We start from the raw sequence: 24,130 nt of genomic DNA, 5'->3' as shown, positions 1-24,130 counted from the left end.
TTTATGATTATGTTTGATGACCGTATTAGTAAGCATTTAATCTAAATGGCAGTTACACAGAATCTGGGATGGTCTCGCTGATAGTTTAGCCACTACGAAATTGTATGATTGATAAAGATTATTTCACAACATAAAAAAGCAACGCTATCTTAGCGTTGCTTTTTTAATGCCTATCACTTACTAAATATTGAAGACAAATTACGAAGCTTCATTACACTCGAATGTATTAACATTTGACTCATCTGCACCAGCAGTACGCATGACGCCAGTTTTACGAGCTTCGTGCCCTACGCGCCATTGTGTGAACCCTTGACCACCATCAATTGCGGTCGCCACTTCAAACACTTCAGGATTACTACCTTCATTGGTCTGGTTTAACGTTACTGTACCCATGTCGGTTGCGACAACAACTTGATTGGCATCTTCTTTATAAGTCGCCTCAACTTTTAGTTCAGGGGTACATAGATATGACATCTGCATCACGCCGCTGTTTACTGAAGCGGTGGTATCACCTTCTACTTCGTTAAGTGAAGCGTCTTCGGTATCGACGACGACATCACTAGGTTCAGCAGGCTCCGCTGACATTGGAACAGACTCTTCTGTATTAGCACCGTCTTCCATGCCCGACTCTGGCTCTGCCTGTTGCTGACAAGCACTGACCGTCAAGGCGCCAGCCAACAAACTTGTTAAAACTACTGAGCTGCGTACTTTTTTTAAGAATTCTACACTCATGACACTCTCCCAAATAAATATGTTAAACACTATAGCGTGTCCATAAATTCACGCCTATGCTGAATTTGTAAGTAATCAATACAAAGTGTTTGTTGGTCTTAGTCTAGCAAGTTTTAAGTTTGCATAATTTATCTAACAGATATAAAAAAGCCCCTATCTACTTAAGATAAGGGCTTTTTCAGATAAAGGCTGTCTTTAATAGCAGTTCAATACATAGCTATTAACTTATCATGACTAACGACTAGATTTTACCATGACACTGCTTGTATTTAAGACCTGAGCCACAAGGACACGCTGCATTACGACTGATATTCATACCTGCATATGGGTTTGGTTCATTAGCATTACTACTGTTACCTGCTATAGCAGCACCAACACCAGCTGCGGCAGCTCCACTGTTTAGAGTGCGGCTTTGTGGTTGCGGCTGAGCAGCTGAACCACTCGCATTGCTATCCAAGTTATCTACATCGTCATGCTCAAACTGCATTTGCATATGGGCAGCGTTCTCACGTTGCTGAATCTCTAATGCTTCCAGTTCTTCCTTGGTTGGGATATGTACACGTGACAAATCTTGTACGGTCTCAGACTTAATCGCACCAAGCATCATCTGGAATAGTTCAAACGACTCACGCTTGTATTCCTGCTCAGGGTTTTTCTGTGCATAACCACGTAAATGAATCCCTTTACGTAGCTGATCCATCTGCGTTAAGTGCTCTTTCCAATGCTTATCTAGACTCTGTAGCATGAAATGACGCTCAAGCTGAGCGGCGTCTTTTTCACCCATCTGCTCACGGCGACTGTGATAACGATCTATCGCCGTTTGAACGATTTTCTCACGCAGCCCTTCTTCATCCAGACGACGATCTTCATCTAACCAATCATTAATCGGCATTGAAATTTTGAACTCGTCTTCTAACTCATCTTCTAAGCCGTCAATATTCCACTGATCATCGATAGAGCCAGGCGGAATAAACTGATTGATCATCGCGTTATATACTTCATGATGCATCACTTCGATGGCTTCTAATAAGTCCATCTCTGCTAATAAGTCATCACGCTGACCATAGATAACTTTACGCTGCTCATTGGCAACATCATCATACTTCAATAGGTTTTTACGGGCATCAAAATCGCGACTCTCAACTTTGCCTTGCGCGTTTTCGATCGATTTAGAGACCATTTTATGTTCGATGGCTTCATCTTCTTTGAGGCCCATCGCACGCATCATATTGACCACGCGATCGCCTGCGAAGATACGCATCAGATCATCTTCAAGCGATAAGAAAAAGCGCGACATACCAGGATCACCCTGACGACCAGCACGACCACGTAGCTGGTTATCGATACGACGTGACTCATGGCGCTCAGAGCCAATGATATGTAAACCACCAGCTGCTACAACCTGGTCATGTTTAACTTCCCATTGAGATTTTAGACGCTGCATCTCTTCTGGACTCACCGCATCAATATCTTCGATAAACGACTGCCAGTTACCACCAAGGATAATATCCGTACCACGGCCTGCCATGTTAGTCGCGATCGTGACTGACTTTGGACTGCCTGCCTGTGCAATAATTTCTGCTTCACGCTCATGCTGCTTGGCGTTTAGAACGTTATGTTTGACGCCTTCTTGGTCAAGCAAGTAAGACAATTCTTCACTGGCCTCAATCGTCGCTGTACCAACCAGTACTGGCGCGCCTTTGGCTTGAATTTCTTTAATTTCGCGAATGATGCCTTTGTATTTGCCTAACTTGGTTAAGAAAATCTGGTCATCCATATCGATACGAGCAATCGGCTCATGCGTTGGAATCACGATGACATCTAGATCGTAAGTAGATTTGAACTCAGCCGCTTCGGTATCAGCGGTACCCGTCATACCAGACAATTTGTCATATAGACGGAAGTAGTTCTGGAATGTCGTGGTGGCAAGCGTTTGGTTTTCTGCTTGGATCTCAACGTTTTCTTTCGCTTCTACTGCTTGATGCAAGCCTTCTGACCAGCGACGACCAGGCATGGTACGGCCTGTATTTTCATCAACGATGACCACTTCGCCTTCATCCACGATATAGTGAACGTTTTTGACAAATACGTGATGCGCACGAATGGCCGCTTGAACGTGAGCCAAAAGTGGCAAACGACTTGGGCTATACAAGCTTTCGTTCTCACCCAGCTCACCGACTTCGATTAAGAAGCGCTCGATTTTCTCATAGCCTTTTTCACTGATCTCAATCTGGCGATTTTTTTCATCAATCCAAAAGTCTTCTTCTTCGTTATTCTTGTTCGCTTCTTCGTCTTTTGAACGAATCAGCACAGGAATAATCGTATTAATCAACGCGTACATGCGTGATGAATCTTCAGCTTGACCCGAAATAATCAGCGGCGTACGAGCCTCATCAATTAAGATTGAGTCAATTTCATCGATAATACAAAAGTTTAACGGGCGCTGTTTTTTCTCAGCAAGGCTAAAGACCATGTTATCGCGCAAATAATCGAAGCCGTATTCGTTATTGGTACCATAGGTAATGTCGGCTTGATAAGCTTCGATTTTTTCTTGTGGCGGCTGCTGTGAGTAAATCACACCAACAGTCATACCCAAAAACCCAAACAACGGACGGTTCAGCTCAGCATCACGCGCAGCCAAATAGTCGTTGACCGTGACCAGATGAACCCCTTTGCCGCTGATCGCATTTAAGTACATGGCCAAGGTTCCCATTAGGGTTTTACCTTCACCAGTTTTCATCTCAGCGATTTTGCCTTCGTGCAAGGTGATACCACCGATCAGCTGCACATCATAGTGACGCATGCCATTGACACGTAATGATGCTTCGCGGCAGACAGCAAATGCTTCTGGCAATAACGCATCTAAGCTTTCGCCATTTTGGTGTCTGGCTTTAAATTCTTCAGTTTTTTGTTGTAGTTGCTCATCAGACAGGGCTTGTATTTCAGCCTCTCGTGCGTTGATCTTGCTGACCACTTTGCGCATGCGTTTTAATTCGCGGTCATTTTTGGTGCCAACCACACTGCCTATAATCTTTGATAACATAATTTTTTGACCTATGGAATATTCGATAATTAGTGCGCATTAGCCAAAGCTTAGCTCTCTGCCTTGTCATCACCCGACTAAGTACTACCTAATTTAGTATCGCCCAATTAAGTGTGCCGTCATTATATATGGTTATGACGCTGATGGATACAAGGGCAGCGAGTAGATATTTGCCGCAGTAAAAACCTAGTAGGACGTGTTAAAATAGCAAATACCTTCTTAAATTTCTTAGCTTTTTCAGCGACTTTATTATTTTTCACATTTTGATTTTTATACGCTTGCTACCACTGCGTCTTGGCTCAAAGTTTGTCGTTAAGCCATTTATCTATAAGTAACTGGTTTATTGATAAAGCCAAAGCTATCTATCAAACTCATACATAAGACAAATGACCCTTTAGCACCCTTATCACAAAATACTCATTACAACCTATTAAAGCACTATAAGAGACTCTGCATGACCGTAAAGCCATCTGGACAAAATCAATCGTCAAATCCTAATTCATCAGAAAAAACCTTATCAAAACAAGAGACCTCTGACTGCTTAAGTATAGGCGATACCGTCTATAACCTAGCAGACCATACGCCGATGATGGTGCAATATCTAACCATGAAAGCCAACTATCCACAAGCATTGCTCTTGTACCGGATGGGTGACTTCTATGAGCTGTTCTTTGATGATGCTAAGCGAGCGGCGCAAATATTAGATATCACATTGACGCGCCGTGGTACGGATAAAGCAGGCAACACGATAGCCATGGCGGGCGTACCGTTTCATGCAGCCGATAGCTATATGGCACGCTTGATCGCGGCTGGGCAAACTGTCGTTGTATGCGAACAAATTGACGAATCGACAACTGGCAACGCTGATAATAAGTCTAATGTCCCTGCGATGGGCGACAAGCAAAAGAAAGACAAAAGCAAATCTGCTACTGGTAGCATCATGCGCCGCGAAGTGGTTAAAACGCTTACCGCAGGCACTATTACTGATGACGCATTGATTGCCCCTAATCATACGCCGACTGTGGTTGCCATCGATATTGCGACTATGAAAACGCAAGACAATAGCCAGACGTTACAAGCAGCCGTTAGCCAGATGGATTTGGCCGCAGGTACACTGACTACCCAGACACTGATAGCAGATAAAAATGATATAGATGGCTTGCAAACTCAAATGCTTACTGTGTTGGCACGTTTTGCGCCTAGTGAATGCATCGTTAGTGAAGCGCTTATTGATGGCGTTGGCGGCAGCATTGGAAGCAATGATACAGAGTGGCTACTGTGGTTACGACAACATCTGGACTGCCCTATCATCGAAGTCGCTGCCAATGACTTTCACCGTGAGCATGCCAGCGATACGCTTTGTCAACAGTTCGAAGTGCAGCGTCTCGACGGGTTGGGTATTGCTGAGGCTCCACTTGCGCAAACCAGTTGTGCTGCGCTTATCCACTATGCGCGTCAAACTCAGCAACGCCACGTGCCACAAGTCAACCAACTCATCGTCGAGTATAGTGATGACTACCTAATTATCGATGCCAATAGCCAGCAAAACCTTGAGCTATTTACACCCGTCAGCAGTAACGGCACTTCTTTGATATCTGTGCTCAATCACTGTCAAACACCAATGGGACGTCGTTTATTGGTGCAGCAAATGAAGCGTCCACTACGTCAGCATGCACGTATCAATTTGCGCTTAGAGGCGATAGCCAACCTTTTACAGACAGACAGTCAATCGGATGAAAACAAACAGCTTAAGCAAAATTTAGAAAATAATTCATTAGTCAGCAACTTACGCGAGACCCTGAATGCCATCGGCGATATTGAGCGAATCAGCAGCCGAATCGGTCTGATGAGCGCTAAACCGCGTGACCTGCGTAAGCTCGCTGACGGTATTGCCAGTAGTGCCCAGCTCACCAGCCTACTAACGGCTGCAGGTATTAGCTATGAGCAGGCAGGACTGTTGCCAATACTGATGCAGCAATTGCCCGACCAACTACCTGCGGTACAAGCTGTCGCTGAGCTAATCGAGCGTGCCATTATCGCAGAACCGCCCGCCCATATTCGTGATGGTGGCATGCTAGCCGCAGGTTTTGATGCTGAGTTTGATCGCTTGACTCATTTGCATGACAATATCCAAGTGACCTTGGATGAGATAGTAGAGCGAGCGCGTCAAGAAAGCCAATTGCCCAGCCTAAAAGTGGGCTTTAATAAAGTCAGCGGTTTTTATTTTGAATTGCCTAAAATGCAGGCAAAAAATGCACCGGCGCACTTTATCCGTCGGCAAACGCTAAAGAGCAGCGAGCGCTTTATCACCGATGAGCTAAAGACAGTCGAGACCGAGTATCTAAGCGCACAGACATTAGCGTTAACTCGTGAAAAACAGCTGTATCACCAACTGTTGACACTATTAAGCAGCCATTTAGCGGAACTACAACAGCTAAGCGCGGCGATTGCACAAATAGATGTGCTTAGTAATTGGGCGCAACTTGCGATCACTTATCACTGGCAGCGCCCAGTCATGGGTCTACATACAAAAGACCAAAGCGAATCAGTGGCAAAAAGTCAAACCAATATCGATATTCGTCAAGGTCGTCACGTTGTGGTCGAAGCAGCATTGAATCAAACAAACGCCAACAGCAGGAACGGTAATTCATCAAGTACAAACCATTTTGTCGCCAATGACTGTGCACTAGGTAGTGCCAATGCTTATGAAGGGCATCCTGAAAGATTACTTCTGATTACCGGCCCTAATATGGGTGGTAAATCTACCTATATGCGCCAGACCGCGCTGATTGTACTGCTCGCGCATTGCGGCAGCTTTGTGCCAGCAACTAGTGCTCACATCGGTGATATCGATCGCATTTTTACTCGTATTGGTTCAGCTGATGACTTGGCTGGTGGCAAATCTACCTTTATGGTGGAAATGATTGAGACGGCCAATATCTTAAATCAAGCAACGAATAAATCACTGGTATTAATGGACGAAGTCGGTCGTGGTACTGCAACTACTGACGGTTTGGCCATTGCCCATGCCTGTGTCAATCGCCTAGTCGAGATTGGCTGCCTGACGTTATTTGCCACTCACTATTTTGAGCTAACCCAATTAACGAATGATATTGGCAATCATCATGCTGATATCCGTAACGTTCATGTAGCAGCCAGTGAAGTCGACGGTCAACTATTGCTATTGCATCAGATAAAAGATGGTGCAGCGAGTTCTAGCTTTGGGTTGCATGTCGCAAAAATGGCTGGTATTCCCACCCAAGTACTAGAAGATGCTAAGCGCTATTTAGCAGACAACTTACAGTTAGACCATTTAACTGTAGATAAAGCAAAAACTATTGATGATAAAAATGAATTAGCTAAGTCAGTAAAGGATAAACGGCAAGAAAGTTATAATGATGCTACTCTAGATCAAGAAATAACTCGTACTGCTCAAGCGACAGACATAATGGACAATTCAAAACAAAATCAGCTATTTAGCTTGCAAGATGAGCTAAGCATGATTGATCCTGATAGTCTAACGCCCAAGCAAGCGCATGATTTACTTTATCATCTGAAGAAAATCATTAGTCATTAAAGGGAATTGTCAAAGCGTAGTAAAGGCGCTAAAATACGCTTTATTTTCCAACTATTATATGTAGCCCTTATAGTTGATTTAATTTAAAAGAATTACAATGTAGCTGAGCGCAGAGGTATAAATCATACTTCAGGCAAGGCTGACACAATAACTCTTTTAAAAGAGATTGACTATATCAGCCAATCCAATAACAGGTAGACCTCACTATGACCTTTGTCGTTACAGATAACTGCATTCTTTGCAAATACACCGACTGTGTAGAAGTCTGTCCTGTGGACTGCTTTTATGAAGGCCCAAATTTCCTAGTCATCGATCCTGATGAGTGCATCGACTGCGCGTTATGCGAGCCTGAATGTCCCGCCAACGCGATTTTCTCAGAAGATGAAGTACCGAAAGACCAAGAAATGTTTACCCAGCTAAATGAAGAGCTAGCTCAAAAATGGCCAAACATCACTGAGATGAAAGGGCAAATGCCAGAAGCTGAAAAGTGGGATGGTGTAGAAGGTAAGATTCAGTATTTAGAGAGATAATCATTTTCTTAAAGTATCTATATATTAGACCAATAAAAAACCACCTAATGGCGATATGCTGTTAGGTGGTTTTTGTATGAGTTAAATTGAATGTTTTAGTCTTGAAAACTATAACATTTATAATTTCTCAATAGAACGGTAAAAGTATCTATCTAATCTTGGTAAATCATCGGTATGCAAAGGTTGCGCTTTATTAAAGAAGCTCGCTTGCACAAGGCTCTGACTACCGGGACAAGCAAAATTGCATAGCATGATATTTTGTAAATTTAAACTATAGTTCTCATTAGTGGCCAATATGTAAGCGGCCTCACCAAATACTTCGTACCAATTCCTTAATAGCGTTTGAGTATATCCATGATCTATATTTGGCTTGCCAATAATATTCGCCATAATATATGGGCTAGTAGCCTTAAACTTGGCAAGCGCCTCAATGGTATATAGATTACTCGCCACATACCTACCTTGAAAAGCATCAATAAGCATAAAGTCATAATAGGCTTCGCTATGGCGATTCAAATAACCTCTAGCATCATCTCCGACGAATTCTATATTAGGGGCTATCGGCGCTCTAAGAAAATGGTTCTCGATAATATCAGGTAAGCCTGTGTCAATATCGATCACCGTCAGCGCCATCTCAGGGTTATGATACGCTACTTCGCTAGGTGTTCCCATACCTGCGCCGCCAAGGAATACTAGAGTTTTAGGCTGGGTTTTTTCAATACCCTGTATGGCAGTCTTACCATAAGATGTACAGTTTTTTTGGCTGGCATATACCCAGCAGCTACTCGTTGATTGAGTAGGATTATCAGAGATCGTGACAGCAGACTGCCCTTCAAAGTCAATGTATTCTATGAACCAAGCGCCTGTCGCGGTCTGCAAGCCAGTATCGACTTTGCTGGTAAAGATAAAAAACATAGTCACTATAACTGCAGACAGCGCCAGTACATAATTAGTAGCATGAGTTGACTGGGTTACGTCATCGTCGCTATGTACTCGTATAGCAAGCTTGGTGCATAGCCAAGCGCTGATCGCAAGCGACGCTATAAGTAACGCCAAACTACTCATCAGACCAATATAAGGTAACAAGAGTATCGGCGTCACAGTCGAGCCAAGCACACTACCTATAGTGGTGATGGCGACCATCATACCGGCGTTTTTACCAGCATCTACGCCGTCGTGGTTTTTATACTTCAATGATAAAAACTGCGTGATGAGAGGAATCGACGTTGAGCCAAACGCCAGCCCTACGCCGAACAGTAGCCCCACGCCCATGGCCGCTATAATCGGATTGTCCGTACTTGAACTCATAAAAGACAGTAGCGGCAGTTGGATAATACAGGCGAGAGCATGCGAGACGGCAGACAATGACAGGACGCGCCCGGCCTTTAGTAGTGCTTGTTCAGGGGTTTTGATATCCTGAGATAGGCGTCCTCCATACCAGTAGCCCACAGCTATCGCTATCAGCACCATCGCTAAAATGACGCCAGTGATTGAGATGGACGAGCCGATATAAGTGGCTGATATCCGAATGGCATAAATCTCGATACCAAGACCAGCGAAGCCCTCGAGCAGGGCGACGATTAAACAGATAGCTAGTACTTTTCTTTGCATATAGAGACTCATAATAAGCGTATCGGATGATAGATGATACTAGCTTATTCTTAACCCTCTGTCATTATACAGAACGAGGTTATGCACTATACATAGCACATTTCAATCTAAGCCATAATTTTTTTAGCAAAAGGGTAGCATAAAATCATTATTATGATCCAAGCAATCCAACCGTATCTTAATATACTCTGAGAGGGTATGACGCCGATTCCATTCACGAATAAAGCACCTAGAAAAAAGACAAGAGAGCTAATCAGCGCCGCACCGATAATATATTTCATAGCCATTCCTAAATCCACTTAAAGAAAACCACTTTATGGCATCGCCAATTAAGTGGTTTTCTATTCTATTTATAAGCTAGCATCAAAGGTACAATAAGTCGGCAAATAGTCTGCTGTAATATTGCTACTACAGCGCCACGAACCTTGTGCATTACGTAACCATTGAATTTTTTTACCTGCCAATTTTGGACCGACTTGTGTTGAGACTGTCGCTATAATATTACTCGTCGCTGTCAAAGGATTGGTAATCTGCGCGACGCCAGTATTGCTTGGTAATGGCACTCCCACTTGCGAACCTCCTAATATGAGAGTAGATCCTGTTGCGCGTGGATCACATTCATTCAGACCCAGACCAATGACTGTCCTGCCGGACGCCAGACACTCTTCTACTGTCGTACGCAATTGGCTCAACTCACTGATAACTCTCATTGTCTGAGTCCTCCCCATGTAAAGCTGATACTGAGGAATAGCAATAGCAGATAAGATACCAATGATAGCTACAACTATCATTACTTCTATTAAAGTAAAGCCTGACTGGGTACGATGGAGTCTCATAATTCAAGCACCTATAGCAAGTAATGCTTGTATTAAGCATTAACTATGCCATGACCGATTTTTGTCATTGCTAGTTCTTAGAAAGATGTTCATAAATCATCGTCTTGATAGTATCGTTGCTATGTTCGATATCCGTTGGCGTACCATTACTCAGTAAGGCGACCACGCCGCCTGCTTCATCTATCGCTACTAATGACGACAATCCTAATAAAGTACCATCACGAAAATGTACCGTCGCAGACTGAATATCGTCCTGATAAGGCATCATCGCGTAGCCGTAACATGCTCCTAGCTTGCTGATATCGCAGTCCATATCTGCATCTACCGATAAGATATTGGGTTGCCGCTTAGCGCTCATTGCCTTAGATTGTTGCGCTAGTGCTACCGCATTACCTGACAGCCCAGCCACAGAGTATAGGTCCTCATAATTGAAAGCAGTATAGATATCAGATATTCCTGTCAGTCCTGTCTCGGTATAGTTATAGCTGATCTCATCGTCTAAGCGCTGGCTCGAGATAAACTGTATATCAGTATTCTGTATATCATAATGAGTCTGTAGATACTCCTGATAAGACTGCCCTGATACTTGCTCAACTACTGCGCCCAGTAAGCAATAACCTAAGTTTGAATAGCTGGTCTGCGTCCCCGGCGTAAAGCTCAATTTAATACTATTCATCTTCTCAATGCTATTGGGACAAATAGGCTCCCCAATGCCAAACATATCATTGCCTTGGATATCTAAACGATTAAAGCCACTTTGATGTTCTAATAATTGCTTAATAGTAATGTCGTTGACTCTAGCATCTTTGGGCTGGTCTATCTGTGGTAAAAGCTCTGCTAGCGGCATCTCTAGCGTGAGCCTTTCTTCCTTAATCAAATCCAAAATAGCATCAGAAGTCCATAGCTTAGTGACACTGGCATAGCGAAACCGAGTATCCGCACTGATGGGATCAGATAGCAGCGGCAAGCCATCTACATAACCACTCTCACAGTGATACAGCTGACCTTGCGGATCGATATAAGCGATTTGGTTGGCAGGTGCGTTTTGGTATTTGGTTTTCTCTATCAGTATGTCTGTCAGCCAACTGGGGCTACCTTCACTGCAGCTCACATGCTGCAAGGCGAGCTGAGCTCGTACTGGATAGAAACTCTGCCAAACTCGGTTACGCGCTTGAATATTGGCATAAAAGTAGCCGACTACCACAGTGACTACAATCAGCACGATGACTTGTAATATGTCTTTTTTTTGAATTTGTTTAAACATTATTTTTTTCTTTTAGATAAATATTATAAATAGCTTTGACCAGTTGGTTATGAGTCACTAACCAAGAGGTCGCATCCTCAGAGTTGGATAAAAAAGTCAAAACACCACCATCACTGTTCATGATCGCTAAGGCACTACTATTAGGCAGCCTGCCATCTCTCCAATAAAATGTTAACTCATCATCGATTCTGTATTCATAACTAGAGAAACCATGACAACCTCTAACCTTTTTTGTATCACATGTTATGTTATTTGGACGACTGGTAATATTAGGATAGGTCTGCTTGTCCATCGCCCATATATACTTAGATAAGTCGATACTATTGCCTACCAGCCCCCCTACAGGCGCTAAAGCAAAAGAATCAATCTCACTTAAACCTTCATCATCGTTGCCACTATCGGTAACGGAGTCATATTGAATCTTTGGTTGTAAGAAGTAAGTGTGACTGGAGTCAAAACTGAAATAATCTTGGCTTACCTTAATATAATCATCTACATAATAATTCTCAATGACTTGCCCCAACAAGCAGTACCCTACATTTGAATATACATATTTACTACTCGGCGCATAATCCAATAGGGTATCTGCAAGTGTATCAATCTGATAAGGGCACCAAGGACGACTCCTAAACATAGGATCACCAGAGACAGCTCTATCAAAGCCTGCTCGATGTGATAATAAATCGGATATCGTCATATTGCTGACTCTATTATCTTTTGGTACTTTGTCGTGTAGTTCGGGTAAAAGACTCACGAGTTTATCATCCAGCGTTAACTGATCTCTCCTCACTAAGTTCAATATCAGCTCAGAAGTAAAAACTTTCGTTAGACTGGCATAACTAAATATCGTATCACGGCGGATTTTATTGCTGAGATAAGGCACTCCTTGCCATCCCGCCGTACACGTTGATAGCTCGCCTGCCGAGCTAATGTACGACAACTGTAGGTTTGCGTTGTTTAAGTTCTTTATACTATAGCCAGCTATCTCTGCTAACCAATCTTTTTGGTCGCCATGACAAGATAAACTATCTAAAATAACGGCTTCTTTTATCGTTTGTTTTACATGCATGATAAAGGGTAGGTTTATCAAAGATATAAACAGCAAGACTAATGCTACTAATAGGTAGGTTGCATTTTTTTTAGCCAACGGAATATTCCTGTCTGATCTATCTGATCGCAATATTGTCTATATTCTACAAACTTCCGTAGATGACGCTCTTCACTTTTTGCGCGCCCATAGTATATGAGGCTCACAAAGGTGAGACCCAATATATTTTGCCACCACTGGACACTAGCGAAGGCAACGCCCATAAAGGGTAAAGTATATAACCACCAATATATATTTTTGGCGATATAAGCTGGGTGCTTAGTATAGCGATACACCCCCGTATCAATCAGTCTGCGCCAGCTTAGATTCGAAAAGGTCATGCCAAACTCAAACGTCGCCAACCAATAAACAATCCAAGATACATTTATCGCCAATAAAAACAGCCAATAAAAAACGCTGTCCTGAGGGATGATATCCTGCCATATCAGATTGTCCTGTTGGTCATTAACTTGACGCATTATCCAAACTAACGGCGGATAACATAACAATGCAAATATCCAACCGAGTATGTTGCTATCGGTATCTACGATTCGATTATTAATAATTCCTGAGCTAAACAGATAGCCAAATATAGCAATGAGCATATCTAAACTGATAACGATATTAAATATCAAAAGAGTAATCGCAGTAGCATTGAATTGCCATGCAGTATCAAAAATAGCTGCCAGGTTCCCTAAAAAGCCACTATACATAAAGGGAATGAACACGAACTTTACCACTGTTTTCAAGATAAATGTTTTGAGTAACGCCCTATCCACAGGCACGTTTTTATTCAACATCGCGCCTATCTTTGCATACTCATCTTCAGGATCTAGTAATCTCCTATCCACGAAATAAATATAGCCTACAGAAACTACCATGACCAAAGGGAAAAACAAAAACAGATCATTGACAAAGGTCGCATAAATGGATACACCACTTTCAGTCACTATAAAGGCATAAAGATAGATACCAACCAGCTGCGATAAAAAAACGATAGATTTGCTTTTAATTCGTGCGCTGTTGATAGGATTGAGTGGGTGTTTTTTTCTATGTGGGTTTTGAATATAAGCGACAATGAACAGCGGTAGTAGACAGGCCAATAACCATACTCTGATCAAAGCATCCAATGATAAGTAATCAATAAGTAAAATCTTGGATATCAGATACCACAGAAAGAAGCTCATGATTAAGATAATAGAAGCTTGTCTGGGATGCTGGTGCACAGAAACCATCATAAAGAGCACTTATACAATAGGAAATATCAAAAAAAAGAGACATAATAGCTATTATGTCTCTCTTTATTATTACTCACTAACCACATCTATAACGATGATATTAACCACCAGTAGAAGTAGAGCTAGCAGTTAGCGCAGTTACCGCATCAGCAGCAGTACCAGCGGTACAGGCAGTCGGACGATACTCTGCAGGGATAGTTGCGTGACAGGCCCATGAGCCATTACCAGCGCGTGTCCATACCATAGTATTTTCACCTGTGCCTGTTAAGCCAGAAGCAGCATTTCTACCGAAGGTAGCTGTAATACTGGCTACGCCATCTGTAACTGTGGAAACTAAAGGATAACCAGTACTTGCAGTCGTTGCTATAACGTCACCATCAGCACCTAATAGGTTAGATGGGTTGGTGCCTAATACACAAGTGGTCGCTTCTGCACCAGAAGCTGGTGTACCAGTATGCATGATAACGGTCGTTCTACCGTTGTTGATACAGTCTTCAAGCGCATTTTTCACCTGAGTCGTTTCACCCATAACACGCGCCGCTTGTGAACGTGAGATATAGTTCTGATACTGAGGAATAGCGATCGCCGCTAGGATACCGATAATAGCAACCACGATCATGAGTTCGATTAAGGTAAAACCTTTTTGAGCAGTGTTCATAAGAACTCCTTTAGGGGTATATAAAGATAAGTGGCTGTTGTTAATACAGTCGCATTTTATCTTTAGGGATATAATAAATTTCTTTCTTACTATAACTGTTGCAGGTAGCGTGCCAAAATTATGATATTAATATTTAATAACTAAAATATGGCTATTATTCTTAAAACTGGCATCAATAGGACAATTATTGTATAAATCATCCTAAACTATGTTATTAATATTGCTATTAACCTACTAAAAATTGTCAGTTAGCATTATCTAGGTAATTATATAGTAACTTTAACTGACATTTTTTGTCACTATCTATGATAATAAATCTACTAGCAGTCACGAAGAATGTTACTGATTCCACTCATCGCCTGTACCGCAAACACTATCGCGACACTTCACATTCTGATAGCTCAGCGTCAATGTACCATCGTTAATGACCTGAGTATTGGCTTGAGGTATTGCTGTAATAGTCCACTCAGATGTCAGTGGGTTGGGGCTAAAGGTAATAACATAGAGTGTCGGTCCCTGCCTAGGAAAGTTACCGCCTAATCCTGTAATCAATGCGTTACTATAAGTGCCTTGTGCCAGCTTGCGACTTTCGAGCTGCGATGCTATGTTCTGCAACTCACTCATAGCATCCGTGCGCTTGGTCTTTATGACATATTGCTGATAATTAGGAAAGGCGATGGCTGCGAGAATAGCAATGATAGCAACGACTATCATTATCTCTACGAGTGTAAAGCCTGACTGACTGGTAGAGGCTGATAGTGATTGTTTACAATATTTGCTCATTACCACTCCTCTTGACCTGTATCGCAGTCAGCATTGGTCACATCGAAAGTACTCTTGCTAGTGTTTTTACAACGTAGACCGGCACTATTCATCATCATTCTACTGGCGTAAGTAGTTATACCTGAACCTTCGGGTTCGGCAATCATCTTCCATGTGCGCCCTGTAGCATTTACTGCTGTATTTACTAATGAATTAGCGGGAGTGTCGCCATCGACGAGCGTAATCTTGTATCGATAATTACTGGCATCGCTACCATCTGGCACATAGATAGTCTTGTTTGTTGCAGGGCTATCTGCATAACCATAAGTCACTGTGTTATTAGAGCTATCTATGATTCGTGGTTGGAACCCTTGATAAGTTAATGACTTAGCTCGCCAGCGCTCCAGTTCTATCTCTAACTGTAGCATCTTTGCTTGTACATCATTTTCAGCATTGCGCACAGCATACTGACGATAGCTTGGTATGACAATGGTGGCCAATATAGATAGGATAATGAGTACAACTAGCATTTCTATGAGCGTAAAACCATGCACATTGTTACGCATTGTCGCATTTTCTGCTTTCTTTATATGCAACTTAGTCATGTTTGCTGTCTCATTATAAATGTAGGCAAAGTTATTTTTCATTATTAAATACTGATACTAGGCAACTAGAACGTCACAGTTACTGTTTTTTTCGTTCATACCATGCTTTTGGTTGCAAGGTATATCGTTCATTGAATAAAAACTCAACAGCTGATCCATCACCATTATTTTGTGTGGCACTGTTGTTTTCACCAGGATAAAGATCTTTGATATTACTGCTATCTTTGAATCCATCTGTACCATATTTTGCACGTTTAGCCGCATCTATTCGGTCGGCGATTGTTGTCGTACCAATCAGTACTTTTATATCTGTATTATCTGCGTTATAGGCACCAATAGCCAACTCCTGAATACCTTGACCTGCAGGTGTAAAGCCGCCTGTACCAGTTATTGAGGTTTCATCCATACATACGCCATAAGGTAAACAGTATAATTGACGTTCAGAGCCGCCCATTATTTTCGCTGAACAGCTTGCTGTATTTCCGTATACTTTGTCAGGGTTATATACAGTGGTATAAAGCAAATTATTAATGACTGTACTTTCGCCCACACCTTTGTTATATCTAACGTTATTGTAACCATCAAAACGAGTTAATGGGTAATACCAGCCATTTTTGGTTGCTGGAGCTGCTGGAGTTGTACCATTTTTAGCTACACCTATCATCGATTTTATAGCATCATTTTTTTTGCTCTCACGAGCTATATCAGTGGTCGCCGTTGCAATTTTAGGAATTTCAGCACCTAAATCAACCAATTGATTTTCTTTTAGATCTTTAATAGTCTTGGTAAAACCAGTGGTAAATAGATCCTTATTGGTCACATCATTATCGATGATACCGTACAATCGGTTAGCAGAATCATTTTTATTACGCAATGTCGATAAAGGCGCGCTGCGATTACCTGAGATAACGTTGACCATAGCAAAGAGCTTACCGGTATCTGGCCCTTTCTCTCTACGGTAAAAGCTTACGACTGGGCTTTCATAAAAACGATATGCGAGTTTCTTATCTGTAGGGGCTACATCTAAAATGCGCGTCACACCTTTATTAGAGAAACTGTTCACGGCTGTAAAGCCGAACTGAGCAATGCGTGCATTCTCAAAGTCTGCACGGAATACTTGCCCACCCAAGTCGGCAGCATAAAGATGATCCATCAAACCATCATTATCCCTATCGAGTACAGCAATGCCGCCAGTGATGCTATTAATCATCGTATCTGTTTTGACATTGACACCCGAAGTGTCTTCGCTACTAGTTGACCATATCAGCTTGCCTGTTTTAGCATTGATCATATATATCGCATTGCCTTTGGCAGGCGTGCTAGTAGTAGGCACATAGCCATCTACTTCGTATTGCATGTCGTAACCACCACCGAATATGAGCACGTCTGTTGGTGCACTATTCTTTTTGGAGTCAGACCCTTTGGTCAAGCGGATTTTTGCTGCAATTGGTTTACTCCAAATCCGACCTAAACGATTGAAACCCGTTGTTGAGGACATACCTGAAGTAGCTGAACTTACTCCTTGTGGCGTAATCGTAAATAGCATCTTAGGTTCAGATCTTTTGGTTATATTCATTCCGTAGAATGAATCGCCTCCCATACGCAGACCACCATAAGCAAACATACCCTTACCTGATGCTTGATCAACTGTTACCTTTCCTCCTGGTAAATCATAAGCGTAATCAGTTTTGACTAACCAGGGAGCATCCACACCAAAATAAGGTTGACCAATTTTAGATATTTCCTTTTTAGAGTTCTCTACTAGAGCTTCTGGTTGATTTATTAACATTTCTCTAGGAATGATAGCAAACTCTTCTTTACCTGCTTTTGCATCGACTAAATGCAAAGCTCCATCCATAGAACCAAAGAGTAGATAATCCTCTCGAGGATCGACAATACTGCCTTTATCATCTAATTTTGAACCATAAGAAACAGCTTCAGGCTTGGAATGCACAACACCACCTAACAATTTTACTTCATTGGTCGGCTTGGTTAAGCTTAAGTTATTAGTCTCAGTCGTAAGCGGGGTCGTTGGTTGTCCATCATTAGTCAGCACACCACCAAAACCTAAAAAACTCAGCAAACGACGTTGATTTAACTGACTATAAGCAACAGTATCTTTGAGTTTATCGAACCCAAATGGTTTGCCGCTACTATCAACACCAACTTTACGCAATATTGGTGTTTTATCGGTAGCCGTCGTGTAATCCTCGACATAGAGAGTACGCACACTACCCAAACCTGCACTTGGTGCTTGTAATTGAGCATATACACCGCCAGCCGCAATATTATTATTGGCCGCTTTGCCCTCTACTACAAAATTAGCAGTTTGCCATTCATCTTGTGTATTTTCATCTAGATTGCCAGCGATATCTTTATAAAGTTTATTGCTGCCTCTTCCGAATAATGTTCCTTGATCCAAATTATACTTTTTAAGATTACCTTTCCATATACTTGCTGTGGAAACAATATCAGGATCTAGCATAGGTAAATAGGCATAAGGAAGTTGATTTGCCGCTCGGTAAGGGTCCTCTGGAATAGTAATTGTACCTGAAGGTGCTGTATTAATAATCTGTACAAGGCTAGCTGAGAAGTCAACTATGCTGGCAGCAATTTCCTCAGAGTTCTCAGTATAATAGAAGCCTCCGTCACCAAATGTCTTCGTTTCATTATCACCTTTTCTCTCACCTAACATACACAAATTACGCGTATTTTGGTTTGCATCACCACTACCACAGTCGACGACCGATTTTGTTTCACCATTTACTGTAATTGAACGCGTTCCATTTAGACCAGAAAAAACACCACCAAAACCCACAGTTGCTGTTTTAATTGGTAGTTTTTTATTATTGTTGGCAGGATTTCGGAGCAGTGCTGCATATTCAGCAGTACAACTCCAACCTGAACCACTTAATGCATTACACTGATTTACTGATAGAGATGGGTTTGATTTTGATAATGATTGGTTCATTACCCCTTTCACCCCATTTTGATTCAGATTACTAGGAACACCATCAGTTAGTAAATAGATACCATTTCCACTACATTCCTTATCACTTAAAGGAGAGATATAGCTATTGCTTTGTTTGGCACTAGATACAGACTGGCTAAAACCACTATAATTACTATAAGAACTAACCTTAGTATTCGTACCCATCATATAAGCACCGGCTTCAGCCAAAGCACTAGCTGTTGGAGTGCCGCCGCTTGCTTCTAATGCTACTGCTTTATCTATTAACTCTACACGCTGTGCAGCCGTTAACTCCCGAGTTGGGACCAATACCTTTCCTCCATTACTAACGGGATATGTACCCATACCTATACCATAATCATCTGGAAGGGAGCCTGTATCTTTTATAGTACTACCTAGAACCCCTATAAATACCTCATCTGCTAGCAATTCTACAAGGGCTGCTTGCAAACGGCTGAGCAGATTACGCCCCACTACGTTACCTTGATTATCTATACAAGTACTATATGTGAAGTTTTGATCTGTGGCAGGTGGTACCGTTTTATCTATTACTGTATTTCCTTCTTCGTCTCTAAACAACCCATCTGACTTACTAGAGTCAGACCTTCGCTGGTACACCACCAAACGAAGAGTAGTAGGAAGAGCGTAGAAAATGCAGCTACCATCCACCCACCCCATACTCCCTGAAGTATCCAGCATCATAAAAATAGATGCCGTACCTGGCTTAGCCGCCTTATATATCTCAAGATCACCGATAGGTTTTCTGTCACTCGTCACTGTAGCACCATTGGCAGGCACTAGACTTGTTATGGCGATTGTCACCGCTGCCGTTAACGCTTTAATAGGCCATGTTTGTCGTTTAGACCTTTGACTCATTAACTGTTTCATGACCTATTCCTTAATATAAATGATAGCAGAGTAGTGATAACACTATTCAATATGGCAAATAACAAAATATAGTATTTGTTAGCTAGATGGCAAGGTACACAGTAATCCTGCGCCTTCACCAAAATCGACACATTTGGTACGTAACGACTGGTTCTCAACATCGGCCATTTCATAAATGATCTTATTGGGTACACCAGCTTCTGCCATACAGCCGCCAATCGTATCTGTATAGTCAGCAGCAGACGCTGTATGCAATCTACTGGTCTGCTTGAAGCAGTCTATATTACCTAGCTTAGTATTTCCGTAAGCGGGTAATACAGCTGTACTGTTGATATCGAACATAAATGCCTTGCTTGATATCAAACTACTTCCTTGCCCTATACTGTAACTACCGAATGCTTCGTTCTCTGCATTTGGTGGTGTTAGCGATACGTTCACCTGCGTCATACTAGTATTACGACTGCTAATATAATCACTTGATTCAGTAGAATCGCAATAGCCCGTACTTGTTAACGAACCATCTGGCGTTATGATTGAAGTTTTATTGACATTGAATAACTGATCACGTGGACGGAAGCAAAAGACATATTCATTCTCGACACTATAATCAGACAAGATAAAATGACCAAAAGGGCCACCACGCGATATCATAGCATCGTAAGCATCTGAATCACTGCTGCCATTAATACTTTGCTCTATATTTTGGTTAGCATTATCTGCTGACTGTAGTAGTAGTGCATTAATTTGGTCACTAGTGGCGAGTTTCAGGTCCGTGCTACTTTGCTTTACCGCAATAACGCCCCCCAATATAATCAAAACCAAGAACAATAGAACTACGATAAGTACTGCACCTTGTTGACTAGATGGTGGCACTATGGAGCGCTGATATCGCTGATAATTTGACATATCGCCTCTTTTTTATGACGTGACATTAGATTTTAGACCAGTAACAGACATGACACGAGCACTTCGCAACGTAATAGTAGATTCATAACTACGACGATAATAATTTTCATTCATACTAACAGTATTTAGCTTCTGTTCCGTTCCTAGCACCACAAACTTTCCTTTATCCTCAGTTGCTAATTCACTTTCAGGATCTTCTATTAACGGAGTAGTACTACGAACAATTACTCCAAGTTTGATAGTGGTGATTGCAGGTTTTTCTGTGAGCGTTAAATAGGTATTCGCTGGCATATAGCTCAATTGTGAAACATCGGTCATCGTTCCCAATAAAACTTTAAACTGATCTACTGCAGGTATAATCACTTCTCCAGTACCAGTAAATCCAGTACCAGTAAATGCTGTGACTATTGCCCCTTCTTCATCAACTCGACCAGCAGCGCAAGCCAATACTAAATCAGTAGCACCACCACCTGTAGCCTTACGTATAAAATAGCGTTCAACCACCCAATCACTGCTACCTGATGCAATCTCTGTTCCTTCACAATCATATAACGATGCTGAAGTTATGTTTTTATATTGAATAGTTAATTGGTCACTTTCAATACCAACTATATTTGATAAGCCTGTCCAACCGTCACTATCAGCACTTACAGTTAAGTATTTTTCATCAGTAGCATTGCTATTACCTAAATTATTTGTAGTTAGCACAATACCACTATGAGGAGTTGTACTCGTAATATTACTTATTGGGTTCCCTAAGTTCGCTAAGCGAATATGGTCATCAACTGCTTGCAGTGCAAATATTGTAGTATCTTGTACCTCAGAGGCGCTTTGCTGCACTACACTCGTACGAGCACTAATAATATAAACTTGTATTACAGCCGCTGAAACTAGTAGGCCTAATACTAAGGAAATAATCAGCTCAATCAGAGTAAAACCTGAAGAGCTATTATTGAAATGGCTTACCTGGTTATTATTCATTAGTATGCCTCCGAGATAAGGCATTGACTGCCGATATGATAGGTACCATTTACCTTTCCACAAGCATCTACCTCTGTATCGTCTAATATTGGCTTAGTACCATTCCATGCGGTAATAATACACATTTGTTGTTGTATAGCATTCGCAGAACTTCCAGGACAGGTAGCAATACTGACAGCAATATTTTCATCAGCTGCCATCTTTTTGATCATAAGCCCATCACGAGCAGCAAGCTCATTAATAGTACAAGATTGTTTTGGTACAATTTTGCCACCTATATTACTAGTAGTAGTAGATAAGCAATTTTCACCACTAGCTAAAATACTTACTGTTTTACTGACGGTGGTCTTAGTACCATCATTATTAGTTTTAACATATGAGATAACCACTGTATCAGTAGCCGAACTATTTATTACAGCCTGTATAGTTGGAGTTACTTTTGCTCGTTCAGCTAAGGATAACTCAGAAAACTCTGTCGAGAGTATGCTTTCAAAAGGAGGTGCGCTACTATCTTTAATATACGCCTCTGGATAGCCACGCATCACTTCAGCTAAATTGCGAACCACTGTTAAAGATTTGGTTCTAACTAAACTCTCGTCAGTGGCTGTAATTGCACGCATTTGTAGCGCACTAAAGCCCAATATCGCAATGGATAGTAGTAAAACAGCCACTAATACCTCTACTAAACCAACACCTCGTTGAAAACTTGACCCATTCATTGACAGCTACCTCCTACTTGGTCAGTAATATTAGCAACTCTACTCACTGAAATTACTCTTGGTTGCACTGAAGTATTGCTATCACAGACAGTGTAAGTGACTGTAGCAGTGACTCGTTTACTAGGTTCAAAGGTTATGGTTTCTAGTGCTGATACAATTTCACTTTCATCATTATAGCTATAGTTAGCAATAGGATTTGCTTCTGATCCTGAAATGATAATGACTTTAGGATTACTATCATTATCATAGCTTAAAGTAATGTTTTGACGACGAATAATACTTTCAGCCTTGGCTTCTTTCAGTGCATTAGCTAAAGTAGCTGTTGTCGACTTCACGCGCTGATTTGCAAGTTGGGTACTAATATTAGGTGCCGCAATACCTGCAATAATGGCAAGAACAGCAATCGTTACCATTAATTCAATTAAGGTAAAACCTGAGCTTACGTTCTTTAGCTTAGGTAGTGGAGTGTTCAAAGATGCATTCACATCGTGTTCCTATTTAAAACTGCGATTATCTGTCTTTTACTTATGGCATATTGATTATGAGTATCTTATATTGTTGCCTTACTACCATGATTTTCTACATATATCTATTTAATAGCATGCAATTTTCATTCCACGATATCTAATAAATACCATCTAAAAATGACTATAGGCACTTTCCTATGTTCTTGTCTCATATATTATTTCACCAAAAGATCGTTTATACATTTAGATCAGAACAACAAATTAGTATACATAAATATAACAATATAGCTTTAAGGAAATATATTAGCAATAACTGGATATTACTGATAAAGATATATTGGGTTTAGGATTTGCTGCCATGTGCTAATACGTAAGCAGAAATTTGATAGCTACTATGGCTGCTAGCCGTTGCTGATTTTACTGCTGCAGGTGGAATGAACGCTCGGGCTAAAGCTTGTAAGCTTGCACCTGTGGTAGATACGTCATCAAATAGTAGTAAGCGTTTTGTAGGAGGCTTTTCGATTAGCGCAAAGGCGTTATCTAAGTTGCTAAGACGTTCGGCACGAGAAAGTCCTTGCTGACTAACTGTATCGTCGATACGCTCGATGCCTTGCCATACAGGAATTTGCCAATGTTTAGACAATTGAGCAGATAGAATACTGACAGGATCGAACCCACGTTTGGCCAATCGTTGAACTGTCGTTGGCATAGCAACAATCACACTGTTATTGCGATGACAACCGTGTGGACGCGGTAATTGACGTATGGCATGTAATAGTAACGGCAATTTCGTCATATCCTCTTGATGCTTAAATGCTCGGATAGCTTGACGTATTGGATACTCGTAGTAAGTAGAGGCTTGGATAGATAGAGATATACTAGGAGCGATATCCACTTCAAAAGGTCTTGGTAACCAAGTGATATCGTTGTGACAGTGATCACAAAGTAAACCACTGCTCAAATAGCTGTTTGCTTGATGAATGATATCAGTAAGAAAAGAGTGTTGCTTTAAGGCTGTCCGTGTAGGCGGCACATTCGTTATATTATCTAGTCTAAATTGTGTTTGATGGTGCAGTAGTTGAGATTGTGGTGTACTACGATAAATACGGCATAGTTGGCAGCGCATATCCATATACTCTGCCAACCACAGTCCAGTTTGATAAGGCGCTAAGCGGCGCATAAACTATAACTTGTCATAACTTATCATAAATTTCACCTATATTAGAGCCTTTCTCAAATTAATGTCCTTTCTAAA

At 41.5% G+C, this 24,130-nt stretch carries 18 protein-coding genes; 2 read left to right on the top strand and 16 right to left on the bottom strand.

The window, feature by feature from the left end:
- Positions 1-198 precede the first annotated feature (198 nt).
- Positions 199-732, bottom strand: a complete 534-nt coding sequence (locus I3249_RS08870; RefSeq protein ID WP_238069596.1) for a hypothetical protein — start codon at positions 730-732, stop codon at positions 199-201.
- Between the two features lie 241 nt (positions 733-973).
- Positions 974-3,775 (bottom strand): preprotein translocase subunit SecA, encoded by a 2,802-nt coding sequence (secA, locus tag I3249_RS08865; RefSeq protein WP_238069594.1) that lies wholly within the window; start codon positions 3,773-3,775, stop codon positions 974-976.
- A 454-nt stretch (positions 3,776-4,229) separates the two neighbouring features.
- Between secA and mutS the strand changes: the two genes are divergently transcribed.
- Both mutS and fdxA read left to right on the top strand, forming a co-directional pair.
- Positions 4,230-7,352, top strand: a complete 3,123-nt coding sequence (gene mutS / locus I3249_RS08860) for a DNA mismatch repair protein MutS (protein ID WP_238069592.1) — start codon at positions 4,230-4,232, stop codon at positions 7,350-7,352.
- A 206-nt stretch (positions 7,353-7,558) separates the two neighbouring features.
- The gene (gene fdxA / locus I3249_RS08855; protein WP_101205516.1) at positions 7,559-7,882 is read left to right on the top strand and encodes a ferredoxin FdxA; all 324 of its coding nucleotides are present in this window, start codon (positions 7,559-7,561) and stop codon (positions 7,880-7,882) included.
- Positions 7,883-7,999: 117 nt separating this feature from the next.
- On the opposite strand, the gene I3249_RS08850 is transcribed toward fdxA, so the two are convergent.
- The 14 genes from I3249_RS08850 to I3249_RS08780 form a co-directional block, all read right to left on the bottom strand.
- Complete coding sequence (locus I3249_RS08850; RefSeq protein ID WP_238069590.1) at positions 8,000-9,493, bottom strand: fused MFS/spermidine synthase; 1,494 nt, start codon at positions 9,491-9,493, stop codon at positions 8,000-8,002.
- A 350-nt stretch (positions 9,494-9,843) separates the two neighbouring features.
- A complete protein-coding gene (locus I3249_RS08845) occupies positions 9,844-10,329 on the bottom strand; it encodes a pilin (protein ID WP_275949244.1) in 486 nt (161 codons plus the stop codon).
- 70 nt (positions 10,330-10,399) lie between these two features.
- Entirely contained in the window at positions 10,400-11,593 is a 1,194-nt protein-coding gene (locus I3249_RS08835) for a serine hydrolase domain-containing protein (RefSeq protein ID WP_238069589.1), read from the bottom strand.
- Positions 11,586-12,740, bottom strand: coding sequence for a serine hydrolase domain-containing protein (locus I3249_RS08830; RefSeq protein WP_238069588.1), 1,155 nt, complete (start codon positions 12,738-12,740; stop codon positions 11,586-11,588). The genes I3249_RS08835 and I3249_RS08830 overlap by 8 nt, the downstream gene beginning before the upstream one ends.
- Positions 12,710-13,918, bottom strand: coding sequence for a DUF1295 domain-containing protein (locus I3249_RS08825; protein ID WP_238069587.1), 1,209 nt, complete (start codon positions 13,916-13,918; stop codon positions 12,710-12,712). Before I3249_RS08825 ends, I3249_RS08830 begins: the two co-directional genes overlap by 31 nt.
- A 100-nt stretch (positions 13,919-14,018) precedes the next feature.
- Entirely contained in the window at positions 14,019-14,576 is a 558-nt protein-coding gene (locus I3249_RS08820; protein ID WP_238069586.1) for a pilin, read from the bottom strand.
- 339 nt (positions 14,577-14,915) lie between these two features.
- The gene (locus I3249_RS08815) at positions 14,916-15,359 is read right to left on the bottom strand and encodes a type IV pilin protein (RefSeq protein ID WP_238069585.1); all 444 of its coding nucleotides are present in this window, start codon (positions 15,357-15,359) and stop codon (positions 14,916-14,918) included.
- Positions 15,359-15,943: a prepilin-type N-terminal cleavage/methylation domain-containing protein gene (locus I3249_RS08810; RefSeq protein ID WP_238069584.1), complete on the bottom strand. Its 585-nt coding sequence runs from the start codon at positions 15,941-15,943 to the stop codon at positions 15,359-15,361. Before I3249_RS08810 ends, I3249_RS08815 begins: the two co-directional genes overlap by 1 nt.
- Positions 15,944-16,022: 79 nt before the next feature.
- Positions 16,023-19,802 (bottom strand): pilus assembly protein PilY, encoded by a 3,780-nt coding sequence (locus tag I3249_RS08805; RefSeq protein ID WP_238069583.1) that lies wholly within the window; start codon positions 19,800-19,802, stop codon positions 16,023-16,025.
- A gap of 78 nt (positions 19,803-19,880) precedes the next feature.
- A complete protein-coding gene (locus I3249_RS08800) occupies positions 19,881-20,708 on the bottom strand; it encodes a pilus assembly protein PilX (RefSeq protein ID WP_102094702.1) in 828 nt (275 codons plus the stop codon).
- Positions 20,709-20,720: 12 nt separating this feature from the next.
- A complete protein-coding gene (locus tag I3249_RS08795; protein WP_238069581.1) occupies positions 20,721-21,689 on the bottom strand; it encodes a PilW family protein in 969 nt (322 codons plus the stop codon).
- Positions 21,689-22,408: a hypothetical protein gene (locus I3249_RS08790; protein ID WP_101205508.1), complete on the bottom strand. Its 720-nt coding sequence runs from the start codon at positions 22,406-22,408 to the stop codon at positions 21,689-21,691. The genes I3249_RS08795 and I3249_RS08790 overlap by 1 nt, the downstream gene beginning before the upstream one ends.
- Complete coding sequence (locus I3249_RS08785) at positions 22,405-22,893, bottom strand: GspH/FimT family pseudopilin (RefSeq protein WP_238069579.1); 489 nt, start codon at positions 22,891-22,893, stop codon at positions 22,405-22,407. The genes I3249_RS08790 and I3249_RS08785 overlap by 4 nt, the downstream gene beginning before the upstream one ends.
- Before the next feature lie 325 nt (positions 22,894-23,218).
- The gene (locus I3249_RS08780) at positions 23,219-24,055 is read right to left on the bottom strand and encodes a ComF family protein (protein ID WP_238069577.1); all 837 of its coding nucleotides are present in this window, start codon (positions 24,053-24,055) and stop codon (positions 23,219-23,221) included.
- Positions 24,056-24,130: the final 75 nt, after the last annotated feature.

This window comes from Psychrobacter sp. Ps1 (assembly GCF_022129425.1).
Lineage (GTDB): Bacteria > Pseudomonadota > Gammaproteobacteria > Pseudomonadales > Moraxellaceae > Psychrobacter.
This window is presented reverse-complemented; position numbering and strand designations above follow the sequence as displayed.